Origin of the sequence: Bradyrhizobium sp. WSM2254, assembly GCF_000472645.1 — a bacterium.
GTDB lineage: Bacteria > Pseudomonadota > Alphaproteobacteria > Rhizobiales > Xanthobacteraceae > Bradyrhizobium > Bradyrhizobium niftali.
Genome location: NZ_KI421446.1, coordinates 19,115 through 44,000 on the forward strand (window position 1 = coordinate 19,115; position 24,886 = coordinate 44,000).

General features: G+C 65.8%; 27 protein-coding genes and 2 tRNA genes. 16 read left to right on the forward strand and 13 right to left on the reverse strand.

The annotated features are described in order from the left end of the window. Nucleotides 1-86: 86 nt before the first annotated feature. Nucleotides 87-542 carry an iron-sulfur cluster assembly scaffold protein gene (locus tag A3M7_RS0140775; RefSeq protein WP_027549065.1) on the reverse strand — a complete coding sequence of 152 codons (456 nt, stop codon included), beginning with the start codon at nt 540-542 and terminating at the stop codon, nt 87-89. 242 nt (nt 543-784) lie between these two features. On the opposite strand from A3M7_RS0140775, the gene folE reads away from it, so the two are divergent. The 4 genes from folE to A3M7_RS0140795 all read left to right on the forward strand — a co-directional run bounded on the left by folE (nt 785) and on the right by A3M7_RS0140795 (nt 4,563). Next, nucleotides 785-1,474: a GTP cyclohydrolase I FolE gene (gene folE, locus A3M7_RS0140780; protein ID WP_027549066.1), complete on the forward strand. Its 690-nt coding sequence runs from the start codon at nt 785-787 to the stop codon at nt 1,472-1,474. Nucleotides 1,475-1,501: 27 nt separating this feature from the next. Further along, nucleotides 1,502-1,924: a phosphoribosyl-AMP cyclohydrolase gene (hisI, locus tag A3M7_RS0140785; RefSeq protein ID WP_027549067.1), complete on the forward strand. Its 423-nt coding sequence runs from the start codon at nt 1,502-1,504 to the stop codon at nt 1,922-1,924. Nucleotides 1,925-2,109: 185 nt separating this feature from the next. Continuing rightward, nucleotides 2,110-3,189, forward strand: a complete 1,080-nt coding sequence (locus A3M7_RS0140790; protein WP_027549068.1) for a transglycosylase — start codon at nt 2,110-2,112, stop codon at nt 3,187-3,189. A gap of 198 nt (nt 3,190-3,387) precedes the next feature. Beyond that, the gene (locus tag A3M7_RS0140795; protein WP_027549069.1) at nt 3,388-4,563 is read left to right on the forward strand and encodes a DUF2336 domain-containing protein; all 1,176 of its coding nucleotides are present in this window, start codon (nt 3,388-3,390) and stop codon (nt 4,561-4,563) included. A 208-nt stretch (nt 4,564-4,771) separates the two neighbouring features. On the opposite strand, the gene A3M7_RS0140800 is transcribed toward A3M7_RS0140795, so the two are convergent. The 3 genes from A3M7_RS0140800 to A3M7_RS0140810 form a co-directional block, all read right to left on the reverse strand. Next, the gene (locus tag A3M7_RS0140800) at nt 4,772-5,350 is read right to left on the reverse strand and encodes an Hpt domain-containing protein (RefSeq protein ID WP_027549070.1); all 579 of its coding nucleotides are present in this window, start codon (nt 5,348-5,350) and stop codon (nt 4,772-4,774) included. Nucleotides 5,351-5,377: 27 nt separating this feature from the next. Then, nucleotides 5,378-5,923 (reverse strand): response regulator, encoded by a 546-nt coding sequence (locus tag A3M7_RS0140805; RefSeq protein ID WP_008549760.1) that lies wholly within the window; start codon nt 5,921-5,923, stop codon nt 5,378-5,380. Between the two features lie 109 nt (nt 5,924-6,032). Next, nucleotides 6,033-6,812 (reverse strand): NAD kinase, encoded by a 780-nt coding sequence (locus A3M7_RS0140810; RefSeq protein ID WP_027549071.1) that lies wholly within the window; start codon nt 6,810-6,812, stop codon nt 6,033-6,035. 247 nt (nt 6,813-7,059) lie between these two features. Here A3M7_RS0140810 and A3M7_RS0140815 point away from each other — a divergent pair, with 247 nt between their 5' ends. Then, a complete protein-coding gene (locus A3M7_RS0140815; RefSeq protein WP_027549072.1) occupies nt 7,060-8,628 on the forward strand; it encodes a S10 family peptidase in 1,569 nt (522 codons plus the stop codon). On the opposite strand, the gene A3M7_RS0140820 is transcribed toward A3M7_RS0140815, so the two are convergent. Both A3M7_RS0140820 and A3M7_RS0140825 read right to left on the reverse strand, forming a co-directional pair. Next, a complete protein-coding gene (locus tag A3M7_RS0140820; protein WP_027549073.1) occupies nt 8,618-10,003 on the reverse strand; it encodes a serine hydrolase in 1,386 nt (461 codons plus the stop codon). The genes A3M7_RS0140815 and A3M7_RS0140820 overlap by 11 nt on opposite strands. Nucleotides 10,004-10,111: 108 nt before the next feature. Further along, nucleotides 10,112-10,654: a lipopolysaccharide assembly protein LapB gene (locus A3M7_RS0140825; protein ID WP_027549074.1), complete on the reverse strand. Its 543-nt coding sequence runs from the start codon at nt 10,652-10,654 to the stop codon at nt 10,112-10,114. A gap of 252 nt (nt 10,655-10,906) precedes the next feature. Here A3M7_RS0140825 and A3M7_RS50160 point away from each other — a divergent pair, with 252 nt between their 5' ends. The 4 genes from A3M7_RS50160 (at nt 10,907) to A3M7_RS51465 (ending at nt 13,405) form a co-directional block, all read left to right on the forward strand. Next, nucleotides 10,907-11,275, forward strand: a complete 369-nt coding sequence (locus tag A3M7_RS50160) for a His-rich protein BRANT (protein ID WP_027549075.1) — start codon at nt 10,907-10,909, stop codon at nt 11,273-11,275. 197 nt (nt 11,276-11,472) lie between these two features. Further along, nucleotides 11,473-11,907: a hypothetical protein gene (locus A3M7_RS0140835; protein ID WP_245284441.1), complete on the forward strand. Its 435-nt coding sequence runs from the start codon at nt 11,473-11,475 to the stop codon at nt 11,905-11,907. A 278-nt stretch (nt 11,908-12,185) separates the two neighbouring features. Continuing rightward, entirely contained in the window at nt 12,186-12,893 is a 708-nt protein-coding gene (locus tag A3M7_RS0140840; RefSeq protein ID WP_027549077.1) for an outer membrane protein, read from the forward strand. A gap of 269 nt (nt 12,894-13,162) precedes the next feature. Then, nucleotides 13,163-13,405, forward strand: coding sequence for a DUF6719 family protein (locus tag A3M7_RS51465; RefSeq protein WP_027549078.1), 243 nt, complete (start codon nt 13,163-13,165; stop codon nt 13,403-13,405). Nucleotides 13,406-13,427: 22 nt separating this feature from the next. Here A3M7_RS51465 and A3M7_RS0140850 read toward each other — a convergent pair whose 3' ends face one another. The 3 genes from A3M7_RS0140850 to A3M7_RS50165 form a co-directional block, all read right to left on the reverse strand. Beyond that, nucleotides 13,428-13,682, reverse strand: a complete 255-nt coding sequence (locus tag A3M7_RS0140850) for a hypothetical protein (protein WP_027549079.1) — start codon at nt 13,680-13,682, stop codon at nt 13,428-13,430. Between the two features lie 302 nt (nt 13,683-13,984). Further along, nucleotides 13,985-14,377 carry a hypothetical protein gene (locus tag A3M7_RS0140860; protein WP_027549080.1) on the reverse strand — a complete coding sequence of 131 codons (393 nt, stop codon included), beginning with the start codon at nt 14,375-14,377 and terminating at the stop codon, nt 13,985-13,987. Between the two features lie 286 nt (nt 14,378-14,663). Further along, nucleotides 14,664-14,858, reverse strand: a complete 195-nt coding sequence (locus A3M7_RS50165) for a hypothetical protein (protein WP_027549082.1) — start codon at nt 14,856-14,858, stop codon at nt 14,664-14,666. Between the two features lie 250 nt (nt 14,859-15,108). Here A3M7_RS50165 and A3M7_RS0140875 point away from each other — a divergent pair, with 250 nt between their 5' ends. The 4 genes from A3M7_RS0140875 to A3M7_RS0140895 all read left to right on the forward strand — a co-directional run bounded on the left by A3M7_RS0140875 (nt 15,109) and on the right by A3M7_RS0140895 (nt 20,302). Beyond that, on the forward strand, nt 15,109-16,806 hold the full coding sequence (locus tag A3M7_RS0140875; protein WP_027549083.1) for a methyl-accepting chemotaxis protein: 1,698 nt from the start codon (nt 15,109-15,111) through the stop codon (nt 16,804-16,806). Between the two features lie 264 nt (nt 16,807-17,070). Then, the gene (locus A3M7_RS0140885) at nt 17,071-17,784 is read left to right on the forward strand and encodes a class I SAM-dependent methyltransferase (RefSeq protein WP_027549084.1); all 714 of its coding nucleotides are present in this window, start codon (nt 17,071-17,073) and stop codon (nt 17,782-17,784) included. A gap of 102 nt (nt 17,785-17,886) precedes the next feature. Next, complete coding sequence (locus tag A3M7_RS0140890; RefSeq protein WP_027549085.1) at nt 17,887-19,725, forward strand: PQQ-binding-like beta-propeller repeat protein; 1,839 nt, start codon at nt 17,887-17,889, stop codon at nt 19,723-19,725. 163 nt (nt 19,726-19,888) lie between these two features. Then, nucleotides 19,889-20,302: a GFA family protein gene (locus tag A3M7_RS0140895; RefSeq protein ID WP_027549086.1), complete on the forward strand. Its 414-nt coding sequence runs from the start codon at nt 19,889-19,891 to the stop codon at nt 20,300-20,302. A gap of 19 nt (nt 20,303-20,321) precedes the next feature. On the opposite strand, the gene A3M7_RS0140900 is transcribed toward A3M7_RS0140895, so the two are convergent. Together A3M7_RS0140900 and A3M7_RS0140905 are read right to left on the reverse strand one after the other, a co-directional pair. Further along, nucleotides 20,322-20,396: transfer RNA gene (locus A3M7_RS0140900), tRNA-Thr, on the reverse strand. 169 nt (nt 20,397-20,565) lie between these two features. Further along, nucleotides 20,566-21,018 (reverse strand): hypothetical protein, encoded by a 453-nt coding sequence (locus A3M7_RS0140905; protein ID WP_027549087.1) that lies wholly within the window; start codon nt 21,016-21,018, stop codon nt 20,566-20,568. 306 nt (nt 21,019-21,324) lie between these two features. Between A3M7_RS0140905 and A3M7_RS0140910 the strand changes: the two genes are divergently transcribed. Both A3M7_RS0140910 and A3M7_RS0140915 read left to right on the forward strand, forming a co-directional pair. Continuing rightward, on the forward strand, nt 21,325-21,810 hold the full coding sequence (locus tag A3M7_RS0140910) for a hypothetical protein (RefSeq protein ID WP_027549088.1): 486 nt from the start codon (nt 21,325-21,327) through the stop codon (nt 21,808-21,810). A gap of 44 nt (nt 21,811-21,854) precedes the next feature. Then, complete coding sequence (locus A3M7_RS0140915; RefSeq protein ID WP_027549089.1) at nt 21,855-22,367, forward strand: hypothetical protein; 513 nt, start codon at nt 21,855-21,857, stop codon at nt 22,365-22,367. 126 nt (nt 22,368-22,493) lie between these two features. On the opposite strand, the gene rlmB is transcribed toward A3M7_RS0140915, so the two are convergent. After that, nucleotides 22,494-23,324, reverse strand: a complete 831-nt coding sequence (gene rlmB, locus A3M7_RS0140920) for a 23S rRNA (guanosine(2251)-2'-O)-methyltransferase RlmB (protein WP_027549090.1) — start codon at nt 23,322-23,324, stop codon at nt 22,494-22,496. A gap of 207 nt (nt 23,325-23,531) precedes the next feature. Here rlmB and A3M7_RS0140925 point away from each other — a divergent pair. Next, nucleotides 23,532-23,617 (forward strand) — tRNA-Tyr (locus A3M7_RS0140925). Nucleotides 23,618-23,749: 132 nt separating this feature from the next. Here the strand turns inward: A3M7_RS0140925 and A3M7_RS0140930 are convergent. Beyond that, nucleotides 23,750-24,781: an LLM class flavin-dependent oxidoreductase gene (locus A3M7_RS0140930; protein ID WP_027549091.1), complete on the reverse strand. Its 1,032-nt coding sequence runs from the start codon at nt 24,779-24,781 to the stop codon at nt 23,750-23,752. Between the last annotated feature and the right edge of the window lie 105 nt (nt 24,782-24,886).

Sequence of the window (24,886 nt, forward strand, 5' to 3'; positions counted from 1 at the left end):
CGCGCAGCGCGAACCCGGAATCTCGCGCTGTCATCTCGGGATTCCGGGTTCGTCGCTTTGCGACGCCCCGGAATGACGCGGGCGGTTCAGCCCTGCGCCGCAGCCGGCTGCTTCGCCTTCGCCTCGATCTGACCGATGGCATCGACCACCGCATCGAAGGTCAGGAGCGTCGAGGCGTGGCGCGCCTTGTAGTCGCGCACCGGCTCGAGGAACTTGATCTCTTCCCATTTGCCTTCAGGAGGCGCGCCGTTCTCCTTGAGCATCTTGCGAACGGTTTCGCGTAACTCACGGAGTTCGCTCGCAGTCGAGCCAACGACGTGACTTGCCATGATGGATGAAGAGGCCTGTCCCAGCGCGCAGGCCTTCACGTCATGGGCGAAGTCGGTGACGGTGTCTCCACTCATCTTGAGATCGACCTTCACGGTCGACCCGCACAGCTTGGAGTGGGCAGTCGCGGTGGCATCGGGGGCCGACAGCCGCCCGAGGCGCGGAATATTCCCGGCCAACTCGATGATCCGCTTGTTATAAATGTCGTTCAGCATGTGATGGAGTCCAACACTTCCGCACCGGATCGGCCTTGGCGGGCGCCGTCCACGGTCCTATATAGGGTCGGAACGGGTGGAAAAACAGTCCAGCGGCCCGGCGGCGGTGATCCAGGACCACGCGGGCCGACGTCAGAAATTGCGGACCTTTTTCGCCAAAACTGTAGTCTTCAGGCGTCCGGCGGCTTGCCGCCCCGTCTGCCGGTGACACTCCGGCCGCAAGGCCGTCGAACGGAGTCGATATGGACGCTACGATCAAATCCCTACGCCCCAACAAGCCCTCCGACCGGCAGCCCGAGAGCCGCCCGGCCGAGCTTGACCCTGCCGAATTCCTCGCGGCCGCCGTCCGCGCCGACCAGCCGCGCCCCGCGCGCGCAGAGGCGGAAGCGGCGGTGAAGACGCTGCTGGCCTATATCGGCGAGAACACCGCGCGCGAGGGCCTCCTGGACACGCCGCGCCGCGTGGTCGAGGCCTTCGACGAGCTCTATCAGGGCTATCACCAGTGTCCGGCCGAGGTGCTCGACCGCACCTTTGGCGAGACCGCCGGCTATGACGATTTCGTGCTGGTGCGCGACATCGAGTTCACCTCGCAGTGCGAGCACCACATGATGCCGTTCTACGGCAAGGCGCACATCGCCTATACGCCGGTGGAGCGCGTCGTCGGCCTGTCGAAGCTTGCCCGCCTGACCGACATCTTCGCCCGCCGGCTCCAGACCCAGGAGCATCTGACGGCGCAGATCGCCGCGGCGATCGACGAGGTCCTGAAGCCCCGCGGCGTTGCCGTGCTGATCGAGGCCGAGCATACCTGCATGTCGGTGCGCGGCGTCGCCAAGCATGGCGCCTCGACATTCACCAGCCGCTTTACCGGCATGTTCCGCGACAATCCGGCGGAGCAGGCCCGTTTCCTGTCCCTGGTGCGAGGCACGCGCTGACCTCGCGAGTTGACTGGCGAGGTTTCTGTGTCCGCTCACTCCCATGAGATCGAGGAAGGTCTGTCCTTCCAGCCCCGGTTCGATGCGGCCGGGCTCGTGACTTGCGTGGCGACCGATGTCGCCACTGGCGACGTGCTCATGGTCGCCCACATGAACGACGCGGCGCTGCGCAAGACGATCGCGACCGGCGAGGCCTGGTACTTCAGTCGCTCGCGCAATGCCTTGTGGCGAAAAGGTGAGACATCGGGTCAGACCCAGCGCGTGGTCGAGATGCGCACCGATTGCGACCAGGACGCGGTCTGGATTCGCGTCGAGCAGATCGGCGCCGCCTGCCACACCGGCCGCCGGTCCTGCTTCTACCGCAAGGTCGAGGCCGAGGGCGGGGGAGCCAAGCTCGTCTTCGTCGATGCCGAGCGGCTGTTCGATCCCAGCGACGTCTACAAGAAGTAGCCCCTCTGTCATTCCGGGGCGTGCGCAGCACGAGCCCGGAAGCCATCGTGCGGCATCACGCGCGGGTGGATGGATTCCGGGCTCATCGCTTCGCGATGCCCCGAAATGACTCGGGGATGGTTCGATCCCCGAATTAACCCCGCATTAACCATACCTGTCCCACGGTGAGACGACAGGGCGCCGAATTGCCGGCGTCGCTCAACGCCGCGCGGGGCGGGCACTCCATCATGTCGGTCGACAATTCCAGTGCCTCTCAGACGGCGGTTCTCGATCCGTCGCGGGCGCGCGTCGCCGGTGCGATCAAGCAGGCCTCGAACATCACGGGCGTCAGCTTCCAATACATGCTGACCACCGCAAAGATGGAATCGGATTTCGATCCGACGGCCGGGGCCACCACCTCGTCCGCGCACGGGCTCTACCAGTTCATCGACCAGACCTGGCTCGGCACGGTGAAGGAGGCGGGGACCCAGCTCGGCTACGGCAATTATTCCGACGCCATCACCAGGACGTCGTCGGGCAGCTACACCGTCGACGATCCCGTGATGAAGCGGTCGATCATGAAGCTGCGCGACGATCCGGAAGCCGCCTCCAGCATGGCCGCGGCGCTGACGCAGTCGAACAGTTTCAAGCTCACCGGTCTGCTCGGCCGCAGGCCGTCCGACAGCGAGCTCTACATGGCGCATTTCATGGGCGTCGGCGGAGCCGCAAAACTGATCGCCAATGCCGAGGACAATCCGCAAGCGGTCGGCGCGCGATTGTTCCCCAATGCGGCATCCGCCAACCGTTCGATCTTCTACGCCAGGGATGGCCGCGCCCGCAGCGTCTCCGAAGTCTATTCGGTGCTGGACGCGCGCTATGCGAGCGCGGCGAATTCGAAGACCACGCGCAGCGCGATGGCGATGTATGGCGGCACGCCGTCGACGACGCAGGTCGCAAGCGCAAATGCCGTGCTGCCCACCACGCGGGTGATCGACAATGCCGCTTATCTCCAGACCTTTCCGGATGCGCGCGGCTTGACGGCGGTCAGCGCTACATCGTCAGCCACGGTCGCGGACAATGCACCGAGCACGCCGATGTTTCGCTCGATCTATCAGCCCGGCGACACCACGCAGCCGGTCTCGACGACGGTGCAGAAATTGTGGGGCAACAACGCCTCGCTCACCTCGGTCGCGCCAGCGACCTCGGTCGCATCAGCGACGCCGGATGTGAGGCCGCCGCAGCCGCTCGATCTCTTCAGCGATCGCGGCGGCACGTTCTCGAGCTAACCCTCGCGCGCGTGTCCCGGACGCGCAGCGTTGCTGCGCAGGGCCGGGGTAGGGAAGCAGAGGCGGCTTGGTTCCCTTAACAAAACGTCAATAAAACCAGCCAGTTATGGTGAACGCTTTGTTAAGCGTCGTGGTTTATTTTGTGTTGCAGGTGACGAGCCGTCACCAATTTCGTTTGTTGTGTAAGCCGGAAGCAGCATGATTGTTCGGCAGTTCATCAATTGGATCAGGACGGCGTCCGCCGGCGAGCGGGCCGAGGCAACACGGGCATTGGCCCGGGCCTGGCTGATCTCGGACCTTTCCGCAGACGACCGCGTCGCCGCCGAAGGCGCGCTGCTGATGCTGCTCGACGATCCCTCGCCGCTGGTGCGGCAGGCGATGGCCGAGGCCTTTGCGCGCAGCACGGATGCCCCGGCGGCGATCGTGCGGGCGCTGTCGGCGGACCAGCCGACCGTCGCGCTGCCCGTGCTCGAACATTCGCCGCTGCTGATCGATGCCGATCTCGTCGACATCGTCGCAACCGGCAATGACGAGGTGCAGTGCGCGGTCGCGCGCCGCATCGCGCTGCCGGTGTCGGTCTGCGCCGCCATCGCCGAAGTCGGCTGCGCAGCGGCAGCGCTCGAGCTGATCGAAAATCCGCATGCCGAGCTCGCGCCGTTCTCCTGGAACCGTATCGTCGAACGCCACGGCCATCTCGCCGCGATCCGCGAAGCGATGCTGGTGCTGGAGGATCTGCCGGCCGCAACGCGCGCGGCGCTGGTGGCCAAGCTGTCGGAGACGCTGGCGCAATTCGTCGTGGCACGGAACTGGCTGAGTGCCGATCGCGCCGACCGCATCACCATCGAGGCGCGCGACCGCTCCACGATGAACATCGCGGCGCGCTCGCGCGGCGAGGATATGCAGGGCCTGGTGCATCATTTGCGCGTCACCGGCCAGCTGACCGCGGGCCTGATCCTGCGCGCATTGTTGTCCAGCAATCTCGATCTGTTCGATGCCGCGCTGGCTGAACTCGCCGATCTGCCGCTGGCGCGCGTCACCGCGCTGCTGCACGATCGCGGCGGCAACAGCCTGCACGCGCTGCTGCGCCGCGCCGGGCTTCCCGAGGCGACGTTTGCGGCGTTCCAGGTGGCGCTCGACGCCTGCCACGAGCAGGGCTTCGTCGATAGCGACGACGGTGCGGTGCGGCTGCGCCGGCGCATGGTCGAGCGCGTGCTCACCCATTGCGAGACCGACCGTGGTGCCACCGAACCGCTGATGGTCCTGCTCCGCCGCTTCGCCACCGAGTCCGCGCGCGAAGAGGCAAGGCTGTTCTGCGACGAGCTGGTCGCGGACGACACGGTCGATCCGGTTTACGACGATCTGATCGCGGCGTAACGAGACGCCGTAGGGTGGGCAAAGGCGCGTAGCGCCGTGCCCACCATCTCTCCACGCAGCTCATGCTGATTGGTGGGCACGCTTCGCTTTGCCCACCCTACGATTCTGGTCGTGTCGATGGAGTAGCCTGAAACTCCGTCATTGCGAGCCAACGGGTCCGCGCAAAGCGCGGCCCCGTTGGCTCGCAACGAATGGAGGAGAGAGGCCCTTACTCCGCCGGCACGATGCTCGGCGCCAGGATCACCTCGAGATGCTCGGGGCGATCGCGGTTGACGTCGGCGAGGTAGTCGTCGGCGACCTTGCGCAGGCGCCGGCTGAGCTCGGCGGAGACGCTGATGCTGTCGAGCTTGGTGTTCTCGTGCACGATGGCCAGGATGGCGTTGATGTGGTGCGTGAACAGTTCGGCCGGCACCCGTTCGAGATCGGGCGCGTGCTCGATGACGCGGCACAGGCTCTCGGCGATTCCCGCCGCGGCCGGATAGCCGAATGTCGCAGCGTCGCCCTTGATGTCGTGCGCGGCGCGGAACAGCTCGTCGCGCCTGTCCTTGGTGAAGCCGTCATTGCGGATGGCGACGTAGGCGGCGGACAGGCGGTTGACCTCGGTCGTCATCCAGTCCTTGAACTCACCGGCGAGACCGGCGAGCGCCTGCTCGGCGCGGCTGACCGGATCGTCCATGTCCTTGTCTTCGACACGGCGCAGAACCTTGCGCAGCGGATTGGGCTGCGTGATGATTTGATGCGTGGCGAAGGCCGTGACCTCGATGTCCTTTGCGCTGTTCTTCGCCATGATACCTGCCTCGCGTGAGACGTTGCGCTAGATGGAGGAGCGGGCCTTGTCGAGCAGCGAGGGCTGCTGGAGCACCTCGTGCTTTTCGCCGACGCGGCGCTCGGGGCCCATATAGGCGGAGTTGGTGTTGCGGCGCCGGTCCGGACCGAAATAGGTCTTGGTCTTGATGAAGGGCCGGGGATTGGCGACCACGTTGAGGATGCGCTGATAGAGACCCTTGGCCGAGATCGGCTTGGCCAGGAATTCGGTGACGCCGGCATCGCGCGCGACCGTGACGCGGCGCTTCTCGGAATGGCCGGTCAGCATGATGATCGGCGCGTAAGGGTTGCCCTTGGATTCCGGCTGCCGGATCATCTGCGCGAGCTCGAGCCCGTCGAAGATCGGCATCGCCCAGTCGGTGATGACGATGTCGGGCACGTAATGGCTGTACATTTCCAGCGCCGTGGCGCCGTCCTCGGCCTCGTACACTTCGCGCGCGCCGAAGGAATGCAGCAGCGTCCGCAGGATGCGGCGCATGTGCGGATTGTCGTCGCAGACGAGGAAGCGCAGCTTGTTGAAATCGATGCGGAACATGACGCCTGGGCCAGAGCGGTCAACCTTCGTTAACCATATCGTGGCGGGGGTTAACGAAGGGTTGCGACTGGGCGTCCCAAAGCGCCGGTCAGGGCGCCGGGCGGTGGGCTCAGTACCCGAACTGCTCGCGCAAGATGCGTTCTTCCAGGCTGTGGCCGGGGTCGAACAGCATGCGCATCGAGATGGTCTTGTCGGACAGCACCTCGACGCGGCGGACGTCGCGCACCTCGTCGTGGTCGGCGACCGCGGCGACGGGGCGCTTGTCGCCCTCCAGCACCTCGATGACGACATAGGCCGTGTTGGGCAGCAGCGCGCCGCGCCAGCGGCGGGGGCGGAAGGCGCTGATCGGGGTCAGCGCCAGCAGCGCGGCGTTGATCGGAAGGATCGGCCCCTGGGCAGACAGGTTGTAGGCGGTCGAGCCTGCCGGCGTCGCCACCATGATGCCGTCGGCGATCAGCTCGGGCATGCGCTCGCGCTCGTCGATCAGGATCCGCAGGCGCGCCGCCTGGTAGGTCTGACGGAACAGAGCGACCTCGTTGATGGCGTGGTGCAGGTGGACGTGGTCGTTGACGTCGGTCGCGCGCATCAGCAGCGGATTGATCTCGGACTCATGGGCCGCCTCGAGCCGCGCGCGCAGATCGTGCGTCGAGTATTCGTTCATCAGGAAGCCGACCGTGCCGCGGTGCATGCCGTAGATCGGCTTTCCCGTGTGCATGTGCTGATGCAGCGTCTGGAGCATCAGCCCGTCGCCGCCGAGCGCGACCACGACGTCGGCCTCGTTCGGGTCGCAATTGCCATAGTCCCTGGTGAGCTGCCCGAAGGCGGTCTGCGCCTCGCTGCTCGGGCTGGCGACGAAGGCGATCCGGTCGTAGCGCGCTGTCTTGGTCATGGCTTCCGGGCAGGGCCGCTGGCTCGAGAAAGTTCCGCCGGGCTCGTCTATACACCCGGACCTGCATTGTCGAGGATGACCGCCCTTCAAGCAAACGGACGGCCGGCGGGTCCGGGACGAATCCGGGGCATTTCCAGCCCGATCGGCCTCCTTGGGCGCCGTCGGACCCATGATCCCCCAAACCGTCGCAATTCCGCGCTAGCCTATCGGCCTCACCGGCTGCCACAGCCGGGCAGGGAGAACGATCATGGTCACGAGTTTGCAGGAGGTCCGCCGTGTGACCCTGGTGCTGGCGGTGTCCGCGGTCGCGTTCGCGGGATTTGCCCGTGCAGACGATCCGCCCCAGCCGCGCGCCGAGACGGCGGCCCCAGCCGGACAGAAGGGCGGGCGTGGCAGTGGCGCGCAAAGCGCGCCGCAGAATCCATCATCAGCCGCCGAGCTGCACCGTCTCCCGTCGGATTCGACCACGAAGCAGACCCTCGATCTGCCTGGCCGCACGCTCAACTTCGCCGCAACCGCCGGCTCGATCCGCGTGTTCGATGGCAAGGGCGAGCCGCTGGCCGACATCGCCTACTCGTCCTACCAACTCGAAGGTGCCGACCGCGCCACGCGCCCCGTGACGTTCCTGTTCAACGGCGGACCCGGCGCGTCCTCGGCATGGCTGCAGTTCGGCGCTGCGGGCCCGTGGCGGCTGCCGCTCGATGGCGAAGCCCTCTCGCCGTCGGCCTCGCCCGAGGTGAAGCCGAACGCGGAGACCTGGCTCGACTTCACCGATCTCGTCTTCATCGATCCCGTCAGCACCGGCTACAGCCGGTTCGTTGCGACGGGCGAGGACGCGCGCAAGTCCTTCTATTCCGTCGACGGTGACGTCAACGCGATCGCGCTGGTGATCCGCCGCTGGCTCGAGAAGCACGACCGGCTGGTCTCGCCGAAATACGTTGCAGGCGAGAGTTATGGCGGCATCCGCGGGCCGAAGGTCGTGCGCCAGTTGCAGATCCAGCACGGCGTCGGCGTCAGGGGATTGATCCTGGTGTCGCCGCTGCTCGACTTCCGCGAGTTCACCGGCACCAGCCTCCTGCAATATGTCGCGACGCTGCCGAGCTATGTGGCGGTGGCGCGCGAGACCAAAGGACCGGTCAAGCGCGCCGATCTCGCCGACGTCGAGGCTTACGCGCGCGGCGAATTCCTGGCCGACCTCGTCAAGGGCGAAGCCGACAAGGAGGCCACCAATCGCCTGGCCGACAAGGTCGCCGAGCTCACCGGCATCGATCAGGCGGTGAGCCGCAGGCTCGCCGGCCGTTTCGACGTCGGTGAATTCCGCCGCGAATTCGATCGCAAGAACGGCAAGGTGACGGGACGCTACGATGCCTCCGTGCGCGGCTTCGATCCCTATCCGGATTCCAGCAGCACGCGCTTCGGGGATCCCTCGGGCGACGCGCTCCAGGCGCCGCTGACGAGCGCCGCGGTCGACGTGTTGACCCGCAAGCTCAACTGGCGACCCGATGGCTCCTACGAAGTCCTGAACGGCGCCGTCGAGGGGCAGTGGGATTTCGGCCGCGGCATCAACCCGCCGCAGTCAGTGTCCGAGCTGCGCCAGATCCTCGCGACAGATGCGAAGCTGAACGTCCTGGTCGCACACGGCCTGTTTGATCTCGCCACGCCCTATTTCGGAACGAAGCGGGCGCTCGACCAGTTGCCGGCGTTCGCGACCCAGCGGATCAAGTTCGTCGTCTATCCCGGCGGCCACATGTTCTATTCGCGCGACGGCTCGCGGCAGGCGTTTCGGGGCGAGGTCGAGGGATTGATCAGGGAGTAGGCCGACGTTTGCGCGGCGGATATCTCCGCGCGATCTCGCGCGCCACGACACGCTCCGGCTTGATATTGGCGCCTGCGACCCAGATGTCGCTGACCTTGCCACGCTTGTCGCGGACACGACGCACCGGCTCGCCGTGGCTGGAATAGCCGGCGGCCCAGGAGAGCTTGCCGGCATCACGGCCGGTGACCTCGATCTCGGCGGCATCCATGAACGGATTGTTGAACTGCGGATTGGCGATCAGCACGCGGTTGCCCATCGGCACCAGATCGGCCGCGCCCCACATCGTCCACCAGCGGCCGGTCCAGTCGCGCAGGCGCCGGTCGGGCGCGCCGCGGGTCTTGAAGACGCGCAGGATCTGCATCGCGCCGTCCATCCAGAGCGGCGCCGCGCCGTCGACGGAGTTGCTGAGGATGCTGATCGCGAGCTCGCAAGCGGGGAGGGAGCAGGTCCGCGAGATGTAGCCCTGGAAACCGCCGCCATGGCCGAACCAGTCCCAGCCGTCGGTCTTGCCGGCGTTGACGCCGAGGCCGTAATAGCCCTCGAAACTCTGCGGGATGCGCCAATGGTGCCGCGTCATCTCGCGCCGGCTCGCGACCGACAGCACGCTCTTTCTTGCGTTGGGTGCAAGCTGCGCGAAGAAGCGGGCGGTGTCGCCGGCGGTGGCGACGAAGCCCGCGGCCGACGCCATCGCGTGCGCTGGATTGTCGCCGGGGATCACGCATCGCTCGCCGAACGGCAGCGTTCGGGTATGGCCGCGCGCGAACGCCGCCCCCTTGGGAAGCGGTACGTTTGGCTCGGTCTCGCGCAGGCCCGCAGGTTCGATGATCTCGCGCCTGATCCAGACCGGGTAGGGCTCTTTCGTGATCGCTTCGATCACGAGACCAATCAGCCCAAAGCCATGATTGGAATATTTGAAGCGCGTGCCGGGCTCGATCGCGGTCGGCAGTTTCAGCTCCGCGAGCAGCTCCCTGGCGTTGAGATAGGGGCGGCTGTCGATGAACTGGCCGGAATCGGCGCCGTCGCGCGTCAGCCCCGCGCTGTGCGAGAGCACCTGTGCAATCGTCGTCTCGGCGACGCGCGGATGCAGGCCGGCGACATATTGGCCGACCGTGTCGTCGAGCCGGATCTTGCGCTGCTCGCGCAGCTTCATGATTCCGGCGGAGGTAAAGCTCTTCGAGTGCGAGGCGATGCGGAAGCGGTGGCGCGGGGTGAGCTTCTCGCCGGTGTCGAGATTGGCAAGGCCAAATGCGTGCTCGGCGACGACCTCGCCGCGATGGGCGAATGCGATGATGACGCCCGGCTGTTGGATTGTCGTCTGTTGGAATTCGACCCAGGAGCCGATGTAGTCGATCGCGGATCGCAGCCAACTGTCCATTACGCACCGAATTGCGAGGGAAGGATTGGTGCGGGAGGCTAGCCGAGAAAGCAGAACCGGCACAACCCCGAGGTTGTGCCGGTTCGCGTCGTTCGGAAACCAGATGGCTTAGTAGACGAGCGTCGCGCCGGTCGGCTTGTCGAGCGCCGCGGCCAGCGAGCGATACTCGGAGCTGTCGGTGCCGGCGAGCGAGGCGATCTTGTTCAGGTGATATTGCGCCTGCTCGCGGTTGCCCTGCTCGAGCTGCCAGAGGCCGTAATACTGCCAGGTGCGGACGTGGTTCGGATCGTCCTTCAGCGCCAGTTCGTAATAGACCTTGGACGACTGGTAGTCGCCGAGCTTGCGATAGGAATAGCCGATCAGATTGGCGACGTCGGCGACGTCGTCGCGCTTGAGCGACTTCAACTGATCGATCGCGCCCGTGTAGTTATGGTCGTCGTAGATCGTGGTGTAGGCGGTGCGATAGGCAGCAAGGAATTTCGGATCGCTGACGGAGGAGCTCTTCTTCTTGCCCTTCTTGGTCGACGTGTCCGACTTCGGCGGCGACGAGGGATCGTCTCCGCCCGCGGCATAGGCGCCGGTCATTACCGGCCCGGCTGCGAGCGTCATCGAAACGAGTCCCGGCAGCAGAAGCATTGAGAGTTTGCGCATCTAAGTTCTCCCGTATGAAGCGTGGCGATCCTACACGATTGCCTGAAGACCGGAACACCCGCCGGGCAAAAACATTCCCGGCTGCCCCGGCCCCTTCGCCCTGCCGCAGATGACAAACTTGTCATCCAGATGAACGGAAGCCTGCAACCGGCTTCAGACTGGGTTCAGCGCGCGAGGCCTAGGCTCCCACCTACGATCGAAGGGGTGGCGAGAGGGCGCCCGCCTCAAGATCCTTCCAAGAGGAGACCAACCATGTTGAAGACCATTTCCGCAGCCTTGCTCGCAGCTTCCGTGATCGCAGCTCCGGCCTTCGCGGCCGAGGCCGGCAAGACCACCACGACCGCCCCGGTGATCAAGGCGGACCAGAGCCAGACCAAGACGTCGAACACCGCCGTGAAACCGGACACCGGCGTCAAGGCCGACACCAAGGCCGCCGACGTCAAGGCGGATGCCAAGGTCGACGCCAAGTCGAAGACGATGAATGCGAACGCCGCGGTCACGCCCGACGAGCACAAGACCGTGCGGACGCATCGCCATCACCACAAGCATCTGTCGGCCAAGAAGTCGCTGAAGGCGCAGCCCGACGTCACCAAGCCGGTGACGACCGAGAAGCGCAGCTAACGACTGATCCCGCGCGGCGGCATCCCTGGCATTGCCCTGCTGGCGCGTGCGGAATTCAGGCCCGGTCCGTTGTCCCGGCGTCTTGCGCGAAAGCGCAAGGCACCGGCGGCGGGCCGGTGCGCCTGCAAGCGAATTCCCTTCGCGCAACCTTGGGGCTAGAACATCTCCCTGATCTGAGCGAGCGGAGAGCGTGACCTGTGGGGCGATTGGCGAAACGTGCGGCGAGCCTGCTATTGATCCTGGCATTGCCGCTGGCGCTCGCGGGGTGTTTCGGCAGCGACGGTGACCGTCCGACCCTGATGGCCGGGACCCAGGCTGGAGGTCCTCAGCCTTTTCCCGACAATTTCCGCGGTGACACGCTCGCCTTGATGCGCGCCTATCTGAACAATCCGGTCGGCGTGCGCGAGGCCGGCATGGCCGAGCCGGAGCTGCGCGAGGTCGGCGGCCGACAGTTCTACGTGAGCTGCCTGCGCTTCATGCCCCGCGAGACCGACGGCAGCTACAAGGTCATGCGCGAGCGCGCCGTCGTCTTCGTCAACGGACGGGCCGACCGCGTCCTCGATCGCGCCAGCGAGTTCTGTACTGGCGCGGTTTACGCACCCTTTCCGGAACTGGAAAAGATGACGCGGTAGCGCAAAGCCCGCCTTCATCGGCTGGTGCTAGGACAGAAGCCGCCGGATCACATTTTGGCGAGCTTTGAACGGGGCGGATTAGCCTTGCGACAGATCGTTACGGCAAGCCTTGCGCGGGTGGCAGAAACAGCCGGTGCAAGGCAACGTGACGGAACAAAATCGCGATGTTGCCACCCCGTCACAGTATCGAAAGATCAACGTTCCGGCATCGCCGCGAAGCAACCAAATTCACGCCACGTTGTTTGCTGAGGGTCGATTTTGAAAGAACGGGGATGGATATGAAAACGATTTTGCTGGGCGCAGTCGCTCTGCTTGCGCTAGCCGCGCCGGCCGCAGCGGCCGACATGCAGCCGCGCCCTTACACCAAGGCACCGGCCTATACGCCGCCGCAGGTGATTTATAATTGGACCGGCTTCTACATCGGCGGCCATGTCGGCGGCGCGTTCGCCGGCGACAGCAGCTTCCAGTCGAGCGACGCCCGCTTCCTGGGCGGCGTGCAGGGCGGCTTCGACTACCAGTTCGCGCCCAATTGGGTCGTGGGTGTCGAGGCCCAGTATTCCTGGCTGCCGACCAACAACAACGGTGTCACGTTCCCGCTGGGAACGCAGGTGACGTCCAACACGGACCAGCTCGGGTCGGTGACTGGCCGGATCGGCTACACCTGGGGTCCGACGCTGCTCTACGCCAAGGGTGGTTACGCTTGGCGCAATGGCGGCCTTGGCGTCAACGTCGCCGGCGTGCCGCAGACCTTCACCGCCACCGGTAACAACAAGGACGGCTACACCGTCGGCGCCGGCCTCGAATACATGTTCGCGCCGAGCTGGTCGGCCAAGGCCGAGTACCAGTACTACAATTTCGGCAGCACCACGTTCACCTCCGGGCCGGCCGACATCGTCGGCGTCCGCGGCCGGGAGGACGAGCATACCGTCAAGGTCGGTGTGAACTACCGCTTCGGCTGGGGCGGTCCGTCAGCCTCGCGCTACTGACCCGCCAGGAGCCGTCCCAGATCTGACAAAGGCCGGCTCGCGCCGGCCTTTCGTTTGCCCACCCGTCCGTTTGCCCACCCGTCGTTCGCCAGCCCGTTGTTTGCTTGGCGTGAACCATCTGGCGCGTCATTTGCAAGCAAACATTCCGGCGCGCGCGTTCCCACGCGTGTCATGGGGCCGGCGTAAAGCAAAAATAATCTTTGCCGCTTACGGAACTCGCGCTCCGGAACGCGTTATATGAGAATTACAGGGCTGGTGGGACGACGGTCATGCGTATCTTGGTGTCGGCAGCAGTGCTCTCGTGCTTGGTCGCCGTGCCATGCGCTGCCCAAACAATCCTCAAATCCGAGCCTCTGATGCTGGCACCCTATGAGGTGGCCTTCGTCAAGGACGCCTCCTGTCCGTCCGGCAAGGTGTTGAAGGTCACCGGCGCGATCCGCGGGCTGCACCGCCGCAAGGCCTGCGTGGCGCTGGCCGGCGAGCAGGCATCGCTGGCGACCGCAACGCCCTGAACCCCCGGCTTCCGGCCCGACCTCACAAATTCAGCTGAAGCTCAATCCTGGACTCGCGCTCGGCCTCGGCTTTGTTCGTGGCGGGGTCCTCGCCCTGCGCTGCCCGGCAGGGCTTGATCTCGTAGTCGTTGTCGAGCACCCGGCGCGGCCCGGCACGCTCGTCGTCGGCGCTGATATCCACGACGAGACCGCTCCGCTGCGCCAATTTCCAGACGTCGGACTCATCAGGATAGGCCTTGCTGATCTGGGCGTCGTTGCAGAACAAGGCGTAGGGCATTCTTCCCGCTCCCGGAAAGCGCATTAACGACTTCACCGGCGCGGGGTTCCGGCAGACGGGCAATCACGGGGGCGTGATCGGAGCGCCCAAGGCCTTGAGTCGTAAACGAGTCCTGAATCCCCAAAAAAAGAATCCCTGGGACTCTCCGGCCGGAATCAGCGGATGTTTTTGGCCATGACGAGCGACCTGAAAACCTCCTGCGGGCACATGCTCCTGCCGTTGACGTTGGCGCTGCTCGGCGCCTGCGCAGCCAATCTCTGGCTGGTTTGGTCCTGGCTGTAGGTCCCTGAGGCCTGCCTGCCCTACTTGGCGGCCGGCGGAGGAGGGGCGGCGTCGCGGATGGCGGCGCGGACTTTTGTCAGGGTCGCCGCGCAATATTCCTCGCGCTCGCGCTCGAACCGCTCCTGATGCTTGCGGAAACTGGCGATCCTGGCCTGCATCTCGGTGCGGAAATCGCCACCCGTGCGGGGCGGCGGGACCTGGACGGGCCGAGCCTCGGGAGCGGGGGGAGATACCGCCGGTGGCGGGTCGGTTTCGGCCGCAATGGCCTGCACGGTCACGATCTCCGTGGTCACCACCGCGAACGCAGCAGGCGGGCTTTCCGGCGGACGGAGGTCGTCCTTCTTGCCGGTTACCGATTGGACGAAGGCCAGTGTCTGCGCGATCAGTGCGTCGCGCTCCGTGATCCACTTCATGGGCCACCCCTGTTAGTGCCATTCCACCAAAGCTCGAGGGGCGAATCAAGAAGGTATCCTGCAAGGGATTGCATATTTTTCCCGGGCGCCCGACAGTGGGCGGATGGATGCCGGAAAAGAGAAGTCGGACGAAGTCGAGGGCTTGAGGCTTGTTCGCGCGTTCCTGTCGCTGACGCCCGACAAGCGGGCGGAGGTGATCGCGTTCGTCGAGGAATTGGCGCGTGCCCATGGACGACCCGGGGAGGGCGAGGGCACATCTCCGAAGGGCACATCCCCGAGGTGAGCGCTATCGCTGGCGCGGATTGACGTTGGGCACGAAGGGCGCCCCGACCACCCGGACCGCCGCCGGGGCCGCGGCATCGACCGGCCTGCTGTTGTCGGCGACCCGCCGCTCCGGAGCCTGTCCAAAGACCGGCTCGTACAGCGCAAGCGTGCCGGCGACGACGACGCAGCAGAGCGTCACCGCCCCCAGCAAGAACATGTTTCGATGGTCTGTCCAGATCCGCATGGGGCAAGAACGGGCCACGCACGCGCTTGGTTCCGCGCCGGCGATACGGGAGCAGGCATCCTGAAAAAGGCGGCCGAAGCTTACGCCAAGCTTACGGCAGGACTCCAAAGAGTTATTTTTCGGTAAGAGTACCGGTATCATTTGGTATTAAATTTTAACGACCGCCGGCTCCAATGCACGTTGCTGGGATTACGCCCTCGACTGGACATCATTGGATCTTGCGATGAGCTTTTTGAACAATTTGAAGATCGTGTGGAAGGTCGCGCTGATCGTGGCCGTGATGGGCTGTGCGATGGTTGGCGTCGCCACCTTTGGCACGCGCGAACTCTCTGCGACCGTCGACGGGTTTGCCGAGCTCTCCGCGACGCAGTCGTCGGCGCTCAACCTCACCCGCGCCCAGCGCCGCGCCGAGACCTATCACGCGGCGCTCTATGCCGTCTTCACCGAGGCGACAGAGGCCGGCAACGCCAACCGTCTCAAGATCGCGACCCAGAACCGCGACGAAATCCGCCAATATCTGGACGCGGCGGAGCAGGACGACCCAACGCGCGCGAGCCAGATCAGGAGCATCGGTGACCAGTTGAAGGCCGTGTTCGCCGGCTGCGATCCGGTTTTGAAGGCTGGCTCGCAGGCCAGCACCACGGAAGACAATGCCAAGGCCGCAGACCGGGCGCACAAGGAGTGCGACCCGGTGATGGATGCGGCCCTGGCCCGCATCGCCCAGTTCGTGACCGAGACCGCGCAGGCGGTTGCCAAGCGCAAGGAAGCCATCAACCGCGACGCCCGCTCCGCGACCTGGACCGTGATGGGCGTCAGCGCCGGGGGCCTGATCCTCGGCATCGCGATCGCGCTGTTCATCGGCCTCAATGCGATGTCCCGGCCGATCGCCCGGCTCAAGCTCGCCATGGAAGGCCTTGCCCGCAACGATCTCAAGACCGAGGTGCCCGAGAAGGATCGCCGCGACGAGATCGGCGACATGGCAAGGACCGTCGAAGTGTTCAAGACCAACGGGCTCGAAGTGGAGCGGCTCAAGGCGGCGCAGGCGGAAGCCGAGAAGCAGGCCGCAGAGCAGCGCCGCCGCGACATGGTCAACCTGGCCGACGGCTTCGAACGTGCGGTCGGCGAGATCATCGAAACAGTCGGGTCCGCGTCCACCGAGCTTGAGGCGTCGTCCTCGACCTTGGCCACCACCGCGCAGCGCGCGCAGGAGCTGACCTCGGTCGTCGTGGCCGCTTCGGGCGAAGCCACCGGCAACGTGCAGTCGGTAGCGACCGCCACGGAAGAGCTGTCCTCCTCGGTCAACGAGATCAGCCGGCAGGTGCAGGAATCGGCGCGGATGGCGGGCGAAGCCGTCAACCAGGCGCGCACCACCACCGAGCGCGTCAGCGAGCTTTCGGTCGCGGCCACGCGGATCGGCGACGTCGTCGAGCTGATCAACACCATTGCCGGCCAGACCAATCTGCTGGCGCTGAACGCCACGATCGAAGCCGCGCGCGCCGGCGAGGCCGGCCGCGGCTTCGCGGTCGTCGCCTCCGAGGTGAAGACGCTGGCCGAGCAGACCGCGAAGGCGACCGGCGAGATCAGCCAGCAGATTTCCGGCATCCAGACCGCGACCCAGGAATCCGTTAACGCGATCCGCGACATCTCCGCGACGATCGAGCGGCTCTCGGAAGTGTCGTCGACCATCGCCGCGGCCGTCGAGGAGCAGGGGGCCGCGACCCAGGAGATCTCGCGCAACGTGCAGCAGGCCGCTCACGGCACCCAGCAGGTCTCCTCGAACATCACCGACGTGCAGCGCGGCGCGGCGGAGACCGGCTCGGCGTCCTCGCAGGTGCTCTCGACCGCAAAGATGCTGGCGACCGACAGCAACCGGCTGAAGGACGAAGTCGGAAAATTCCTCCGGACGGTGCGCGCCGCCTGAGTCCGCGCGGCGGCATCCGTCCGCCGCGCCGATAGCGCCTATTGTGGCAGCAGAAATGCAAGCACGATGACGAACAGCACGGCCGTCATGATGACGGCCGTAGCTGCACCGGCGACCATTTTGGCCTTCTCTCGTGCGGTGGTGGGGCGCATGAAAATTCCAACGAGCGGATGAGGTGAGCGGGTTCGCTTGCGGACCATTTCGGACAGCAGGCTCTCCTTGTATAGTGCGTTTGCGCCGGAATCTCGATTCGCGTGCTCTCTGATGATCCCCAATCGTCCGCCCGTGCTCGCCCACGAACGCTTCGTTGCCGACCGCGACGGTTTCGCGGGCCTCGATCTCGCCGCGCGGTTCGAGCGGATCGAGCGGACGAACCTGTGGGGCGCAGCCAGCTCGGTCTCGGGCCTCGGCTCGGAGGATCCCGCCACGGCCGCGATCCGGGACGCGCTTCCTGCGCTGCTGCAACGGCTCGGCGCGCGCTCGCTGCTCGATGCGCCCTGCGGCGATGCGGGCTGGATCGGCCGCATGAAGCTCGATCTCGACTACATCGGCATCGATATCGTGCCGTCGCTGATCGAGGCCAATAGCGCGCGCGCGGCACGAGGTGAACTGGCCGGTCGTTTCCGCGTTGCGGACATCACGCGCGACGCGCTGCCGGCTGCCGACTTGATCCTGTGCCGTGACTGCCTGGTTCATTTGAGCTTCGACAACATCGTCCGCGCCGTCACGAACTTTCGTGCGAGCGGCGCGCGCTTCCTGATGGTCACGACGTTTCCCCAATGGGATGCAAATCGCGACTGCGAGGACGGCGACTGGCGCGCGCTGAACATGGAGACGGCGCCGTTCAACTGGCCGGCGCCGCGCGAACTGATCGACGAGCGCTGCGAGGAGGGCGGCGGTGGCTGGCGCGACAAGAGCCTCGGGCTCTGGCGGCTGGATGAATTGCCCGATCGCGTCCGCATTGCCACGGGGATGTGACGGACCCAGCCGGAACGTCCGTTGCCTCAGTGATTGCCGTCGCGCTACATTTCGGGTTGCATGAAGCCGTCTCGCGTTGCGGTGACGATGCCGGAGCACGCCATGAGACCAAGCCTAGTGGTCGTCGCCATGCTGATCTGGTGCTGCGCGCCGGCGATGGCGCAGCAGGAGGGCGCTGCGCTCTACGCGAGCCACTGCGCGCAATGTCACGATGCCGGCAGTGCCCAAAGCCGTGTGCCGGGCCGCAGCGCCATGCAGGGAATGTCGTTCGATCATGTGCTGGGGACACTGACCTCCGGCAGCATGGCGGCGATGGCGAAGGAGCGCAGCGACGAGGAACGCCGCGCGATTGCTGCCTTCGTCACCGGCAAGACTGCGGCTGGCGACGCTGCGATCGACGCGCAGGGGCGCTGCGCGCAGCAGGTCAGTGCCTTTCCAGAGCCGCTCGACGGGCCACGCTGGAACGGGTGGGGCGTCGACGCTGGCAACAGCCGCTTCCAGCCGGCCGATATGGCCGGGCTGACCGCGGAAGAGGTGCCGCGCCTGCGGCTGAAATGGGCTTACGCCTTTCCCGGCGCCTCGGTGTCGTTTGCGCCGCCGACGATCGTCGGCGGCCTGCTGTTCATCGGCGGTACCGACCGCAAGGTGCACGCGCTCGATGCGCGAAGCGGCTGCACGCTGTGGACGTTGCCGACCGATGCCGCGGTGCGCGCCGCGATCAGCTTCGCGCCGCTTCCCGGTACCGATCAGTTCGCGATCTTCTTCGGTGACTTGCGCGCCAATGCCTATGCCGTGAACGCGCTGACCGGGACGCTGATCTGGAAGACGAAGGTCGAGGAGCATCCGGCCGCGCGCATCACCGGCGCGCCGACGCTGCATTCCGGCGTGCTCTACGTGCCGGTGTCCTCGCTCGAGGAGGCCGCCGGCTCGCAAGCCAGTTACGAATGCTGCACTTTCCGCGGCAGCGTGGTGGCGCTGGAGGCGGTGACCGGCAAGCCGGTGTGGCAGGCCTACACGATCCCGGAAGTGCCGCATCCGACCAGCAAGAATACGAGAGGCACGCAGCTGTTCGGCCCGTCCGGCGCCGCGGTGTGGTCGGCGCCGACGATCGATCCGAAGCGCAACGCCGTCTACGTCGCGACCAGCAACTCCTATTCGAATCCGCCGGCCGCAACCGCCGATGCGATCCTCGCGTTCGAGCTTGCGACCGGAAAGCTGCTCTGGAAGCAACAGGCGACCCCGAAGGACGCCTTCATCGTGGCGTGCTACGGCGCGGACAGGACCAATTGTCCTGACGAGCACGGCCCCGATCACGATTTCGGCCAGTCGCCGATCCTCGTGACCTTGCGCGACGGCAGGCGTGTTCTTGCCATCGCGCAGAAGTCCGGCGTCGTGCACGCGCTCGACCCTGATGATGGCGGCAAGATCCTGTGGCAGACGCGGGTCGGCAAGGGCGGTGCGCTCGGCGGCAGCGAATGGGGCTCGGCCGCCGACCAGGACCGCATCTACGTCGCGAACTCCGACGTGCGTTTCCTGCACGATGGCACGCGGCGGCTCGATTCCACCCAAGGCGGCGGCCTGTTCGGCCTCGATCTCGCCAGCGGGAAGATTGCGATGGAAGTGTCTCCCGTCGCCTGCGGCGATCGTCTCCAATGCAGCCCCGCGCTGTCGGCGGCGGTGAGCCTGATCCCCGGTGTCGTGTTCTCCGGCGGCGTCAGCGGCTTCCTGCGCGCCTACGCCACAGCCGACGGCAAGCTGCTGTGGGAGTTCGATACCGCGCGAGATTATACGGCCGTGAACGGCGTCCCCGCCCATGGCGGCGCGATCGACGGCCCCGGGCCGGTCATCGCCGGCGGCATGCTCTACACCAATTCCGGCTACGGCCAGTGGAGCGGCGTCGCCGGCAACGTGCTGCTGGCGTTCGAGGTTGGGAAGGAGTGAGGGCGAGCATAGGTGCATTGCTCCACCAACTCGTCATTGCGGGCGTAGCGAAGCAATCCAGAATCTTCTCGCGACGACAGTATGCGGGAACACCGTGCCGGATTGCGCTCCGCTCCATCCGGGCCGCGGGACCCGTCGGCCGACCAAGGAGGAAGGAATTTCGATGATCGACGCCCGATGTCATTGCGGCGCTCTTGCGCTGTCGCTTCCGGGGCCATCAAGCCTCGTCGCTGCCTGCCATTGCATTGACTGCCAGCGGCGAACAGGCGCGCCGTTCGGTGTCGGTGCCTTCTATCCGGCAGAGGCCGTCACGATCTCAGGCGCGTCGAAGGAATACGTCCGCACGGCCGCGAGCGGCGGCAAGGTCCGCAGCCATTTTTGTCCCGACTGCGGTTCAACGGTGTACTGGAAAGCGGACAATCTGCCTGCGATGATCGGCGTCGCCGTCGGTGCCATCGCGGATCCGAATTTTCCGGCCCCGGTCAGATCGGTTTTCGAGCAGTCGAAACATGTCTGGGTGGAGATCGCCGGCGCCCAGCATTTCCAGCAGAGCAGCCTGCAGAAGAATTCGGACTGAGTGCTCCCGCGTCGAGCGCTGGTGCCGGCTGAGGGGATTGAACCCCCGACCTTCGGTTTACAAAACCGCTGCTCTACCGCTGAGCTAAGCCGGCGACGCTGGAGATGCGGGGCGGGGCTCGGCATGTGCCCTGTCCGTCCGCTCGGGCGTCGCAATATCAGACTTGGGTGGAAAGTGCCAGAACCCGAAGGCGGCGTCTCGCCGGCATAAAACAGGCGGCCCGTTGGGCCGCCTGAAACCGTTCGACCCGATGGAAAAAGGCCTCACTGGCAGAGGTGCCGCCGGCCGTCTTCGCCCTTGATCCAGGTGCCGGGCTTGCAGACGATGCCGTTGCGGGCTGCATAGGCGTCCCAATTGCCGGACCAGCCGGGGCCGCTGCGGTCGTAGCTCGCGTAGGAATTACCCCAGCCCTGGAACGGTGCGGCGGCGACCGTTGCCGCGGTTCCGACGGCAGCGCCAGCCACTGCGCCCGCCGTATCGAGCGGCCAGAAGCCGGATTGCTGTCCATCATTCGGATTCACTTGGTTGCGGGCCATGTGGCGGCGGCGATAGGCGCGGTCGGCGGTTGCATTGCCGGGACCGAGATTCTGGCAATTGGCATCCTGGAATAGCCCCGTGCAGCGGCCCGAATTGTCGACTGTCGCTTGCGCGAAGGCCGGTGTTGCCAGCGTGGACGCGACGATCGCGGCCAAGCCAAGAAGCCTTGGGCTCGTCATGGCATTTTCTCCATGTTGTTGAGACCTGTGCTAAGTGCGACCTCCAGCAGTCGTTCCGCGGATTCTCGCATGCAGGGTCACATCGACGTGAGCCCGCCCAGGATGTGCAGTTTATGCCACGCAACCTTTCGCGCTCTAGCACCTGCGGCGAGTTTGCTCCCCGTTAACGCTTCGCTAGCGCAGCTTGCGGCATTTGAGCGGCCCGCATCGCTTGCGCGTTAGGCTTACCGGCATTTGGTGAGCGGGCCTTAACCCTCTGTGGGCCGTGATCGGTTAGGTTGTGTTCCAGACAACCGGGATCCCACCATGCGCGCTCTGGCGCTCGCAGCCTTTTTGATCGGACTGCCCGCGACGGCGTTTGCCGGCGGCGGCTTCGATATCGTCGTGCCCGGCCGCCCCGGCGTGCCGATCATCATCAATGGCATCGACGCGTCCTATAGCGTCGTCGAAGGTGTCTGGGGCCTGGGCAAGAACGTCCAGGTGCAGCCGACGATCTATGGCGGACGCTATGTCGCCGAGCGGCAGCCGGAGGACGTCGGCCATTATTATCCGACACTGGGCCTGCGGCCCGGCTACGGCCGGCTCGAGGTCGAGCCGCCAGCGAACCGCAAATTGCCGAAGCCGGCCGAGAGCTACCATCAGAGCTGGGGCGCGCAATCGGCGCCGCTGCCGCCGCAGATGGATGTGCCGGCCGATCCGCCGCCGGTGATCCTGGCGCCTGAGATCAATGTGAATCCGCAGCATCGTCGGCCCCGGCCGCGTGCCGAGGTGCCCGGCAAGCCGCCGGGTTAAGAAACGACAAAAATCCGAAATACGGAAATCAACAGGAGAGAGTAATGCGTCAGATGATTTCGGGACTGGTCGCGGCGGCTGCCGTGATGTTCGTCGGGGCCACGCCGGCCGCGGCCTGCGGCTTCAATCCGTGCCAGCCGGTTGCGCCGGTCTATAGCGGCTGCAACACGGGTTGCGGTAGCTGGGGTTATGGCCAGGGTTATGGCGGATGGGGCTTTGAGCACCTCGCCGAGCCGACCACGCAGTATTACTACGTCAACCAGGGCCCGACCTACACCGGCCCCGGCGCCTTCGCGCCGTACCCGACCTATCGTGAGGACGCGGTCGTTGCACCCGCCAATTACGGCTACGGCCGTGGTTATGGCTACGGCAACGGCTATGGCTATCGTGCCGCCGCCTATCCCTATCAGCGCCCGTACTACCGTCCGTATCGCTACGGCTATGGCCCGCGGCACGGCTATCTGCCGCGCACGCACTACGGCTACGGTCCGCGCTACGGCTACGCCCACCGCGCGCCGTATTACGGCGGCCACCGCGTGCTGCGCCGCTATTACTGATCGTTTGATTGGTTGAGTTGAAGAAGCGCCCGTCCGCGCGATGCGGATGGGCGTTTTGTTTTTTTGGATTCTTAGTTTGACGCGTTTTCTTTACGCGAACCGGTATCCACTTCGCTCGAAAACGCTCTACCGCTTCATCAGCCCGAGCCGGCTCGCGCCGACATAGAGCGAGAGTGCGGCGGCGTTGGAGACGTTGAGGCTCTTGATCTCGCCGGGCATGTCGAGCCGCGCCACGACGCTGCATGTTTCGCGCGTCAATTGCCGCAGGCCCTTGCCTTCGGCACCAAGCACCAGCGCGAGCGGCTCGCGCAGTGCGACGTCCGAGAGGTCCTCGCTGCCTTCGCTGTCGAGGCCAACCGTCTGGAAGCCGCGCTCGTTCAGCGCGGTGAGGGCGCGGGCGAGGTTTTGCACCGTCACCATCGGTACCAGTTCCAGCGCGCCTGAGGCGGCCTTGGCCAGCACGCCGGTTGCCTCGGGGCTGTGGCGCGCCGTGGTGATGATCGCCTTCACCGCGAACGCTGCTGCTGAGCGCAGGATGGCGCCGACATTGTGCGGATCGGTGATCTGGTCGAGCACCAGCACCATGCCTTCCTGCTCCAGGGTCTCGATGTCGGGCGAGGGCAAGGCGTCGGCCTCGGCGAGCAGGCCTTGGTGGACAGCGTCGGGCGACAGCAGCCGGTCGATCTCCTGGGGACGGACGATCTCGGGCGTGACGCGGGTCTCGATGTTCTCGTCCGCGAGCCGCCTTGCGGCGTTCTCCGTCAGCGTCAGCTTCCGGATCTGCCGCGCAGGATTGGCCAGCGCCATGGTGACGGTGTGCCAGCCATAGAGGATAACTGGCCCGTCAGGGTGCGAATCGCGGTCGCGCCAGGCCGGCCGACCGGCCGATTTCCCGGGCCTGTTGAAGGGCTTAGCCCCGCTGCGGGGCCCCCTCGGGGTGAATTTTCGATCCTTCATGGGCTCGCTTGTGTCACGGGTCCCGGAATATGGCAATTTGGGCGCCCAAGGTGACGATTTTAGCTGTTCGCCTCGGTTGACTTTGCCCCACCGCATCGCCCATAAACGCGCCCGGTCGCGCCCCCATCCGGGCTGTCGCGGCCTTCACGTTCCATGGCCGTCTTCGGTCCGCCGGCAAGGTCCGGCCCGATTGTGCTGCCGTCGAGCGGGGGAGTGTCCCGAGTGGCAAAGGGAGCTGACTGTAAATCAGCCGCCTCATGGCTTCGCAGGTTCGAGTCCTGCCTCCCCCACCAGCCTTCGCTCGCTTCGCGAGCTTCGGCTAGGCAAGCCAGCCCAAATCATCGTGACGCGAAGCTAGCGAAGGCTGTCGCGCCGTAGCCCGAAGGGCGTAGGCGGACTGTCGAACGGATACGACCGCCGCTGCCTCACCCCATCATCTCTCGCACCATCGGCACCACCTTGCGCCCATAGAGCTCGATGCTCTTCATCAGCTTCTCGTGCGGCAGGGGACCGGCCGAATACTTCAGCTGGAAACGCGAGATGCCAAGCGCCTTTGCGGTCTTCGCGATCTTGCGCGCCACGGTTTCCGGCGAGCCGACATAGAGCGAGCCGTGCTCGGCTTCGCTTACGAACTCGTCGCGGCCCATGGGTGGCCAGCCGCGTTCCTTGCCGATGCGGTCGCGCATGGCCTTGTAGTCGCCCCACAGCTCTTCGCGCGCCTGCGCATCCGTTTCCGCGACATAGCCGGGCGAGTGCACGCCGATCGGCTGTGCCGGGCGGCCGAACTCCCTGAAGGCACGGTGATAGAGATCGACGTAAGGCGCAAAGCGCGCAGGATCGCCGCCGATGATCGCGAGCATCAGGGGCAGGTCGTAATGCGCTGCGCGCACCACCGATTGCGGACTGCCGCCGACGCCGATCCAGGTTTTCAGCGTGCCGTTCTCGACCGGCGGATAGACGAGCTGCTCTTTCAGCGGCGGGCGCAGCTTGCCTTCCCAGGTCACGGGCTTCTGCGACAGCAGAGCGGCGAACAGATCGAGCTTCTCCTCGAACAGCGCTTCGTAAGAACGCAGGTCGAAGCCGAACAGCGGAAAGGATTCGGTGAAGGAGCCGCGGCCGAGGATCACCTCGGCGCGCCCGTTGGAGAGCGCATCGAGCGTGGCAAAGCGCTGGAAGACGCGGATCGGATCGTCCGAGCTCAGCACCGTCACGGCCGAGCCGAGATGGATGCGCCTGGTGCGCGACGCGATCGCGGCGAGCACGGTCTCGGGCGAGGAGATCGCGAAGTCGGCACGGTGGTGCTCGCCGAGGCCGATGAAGTCGAGGCCGAGCTCGTCGGCCAGCACGGCTTCGTCGACGACGTTGCGGATCACCTGCGCGTGCGCGAGCGTCTTGCCTGTGCCGTCCTTGGTGACGTCGCCAAAGGTATCCAGTCCGAATTGAAGCGGAGAGGTCATCGATCAGGTCTCTGCGGGGGTGGGGGCGCGAGCGGCGCCCGCATGTGGGAAATTGTTTGCTGTGCAGCTAGGGTGCGGAGACCGCATCGGCAATGCTGCTGCGGG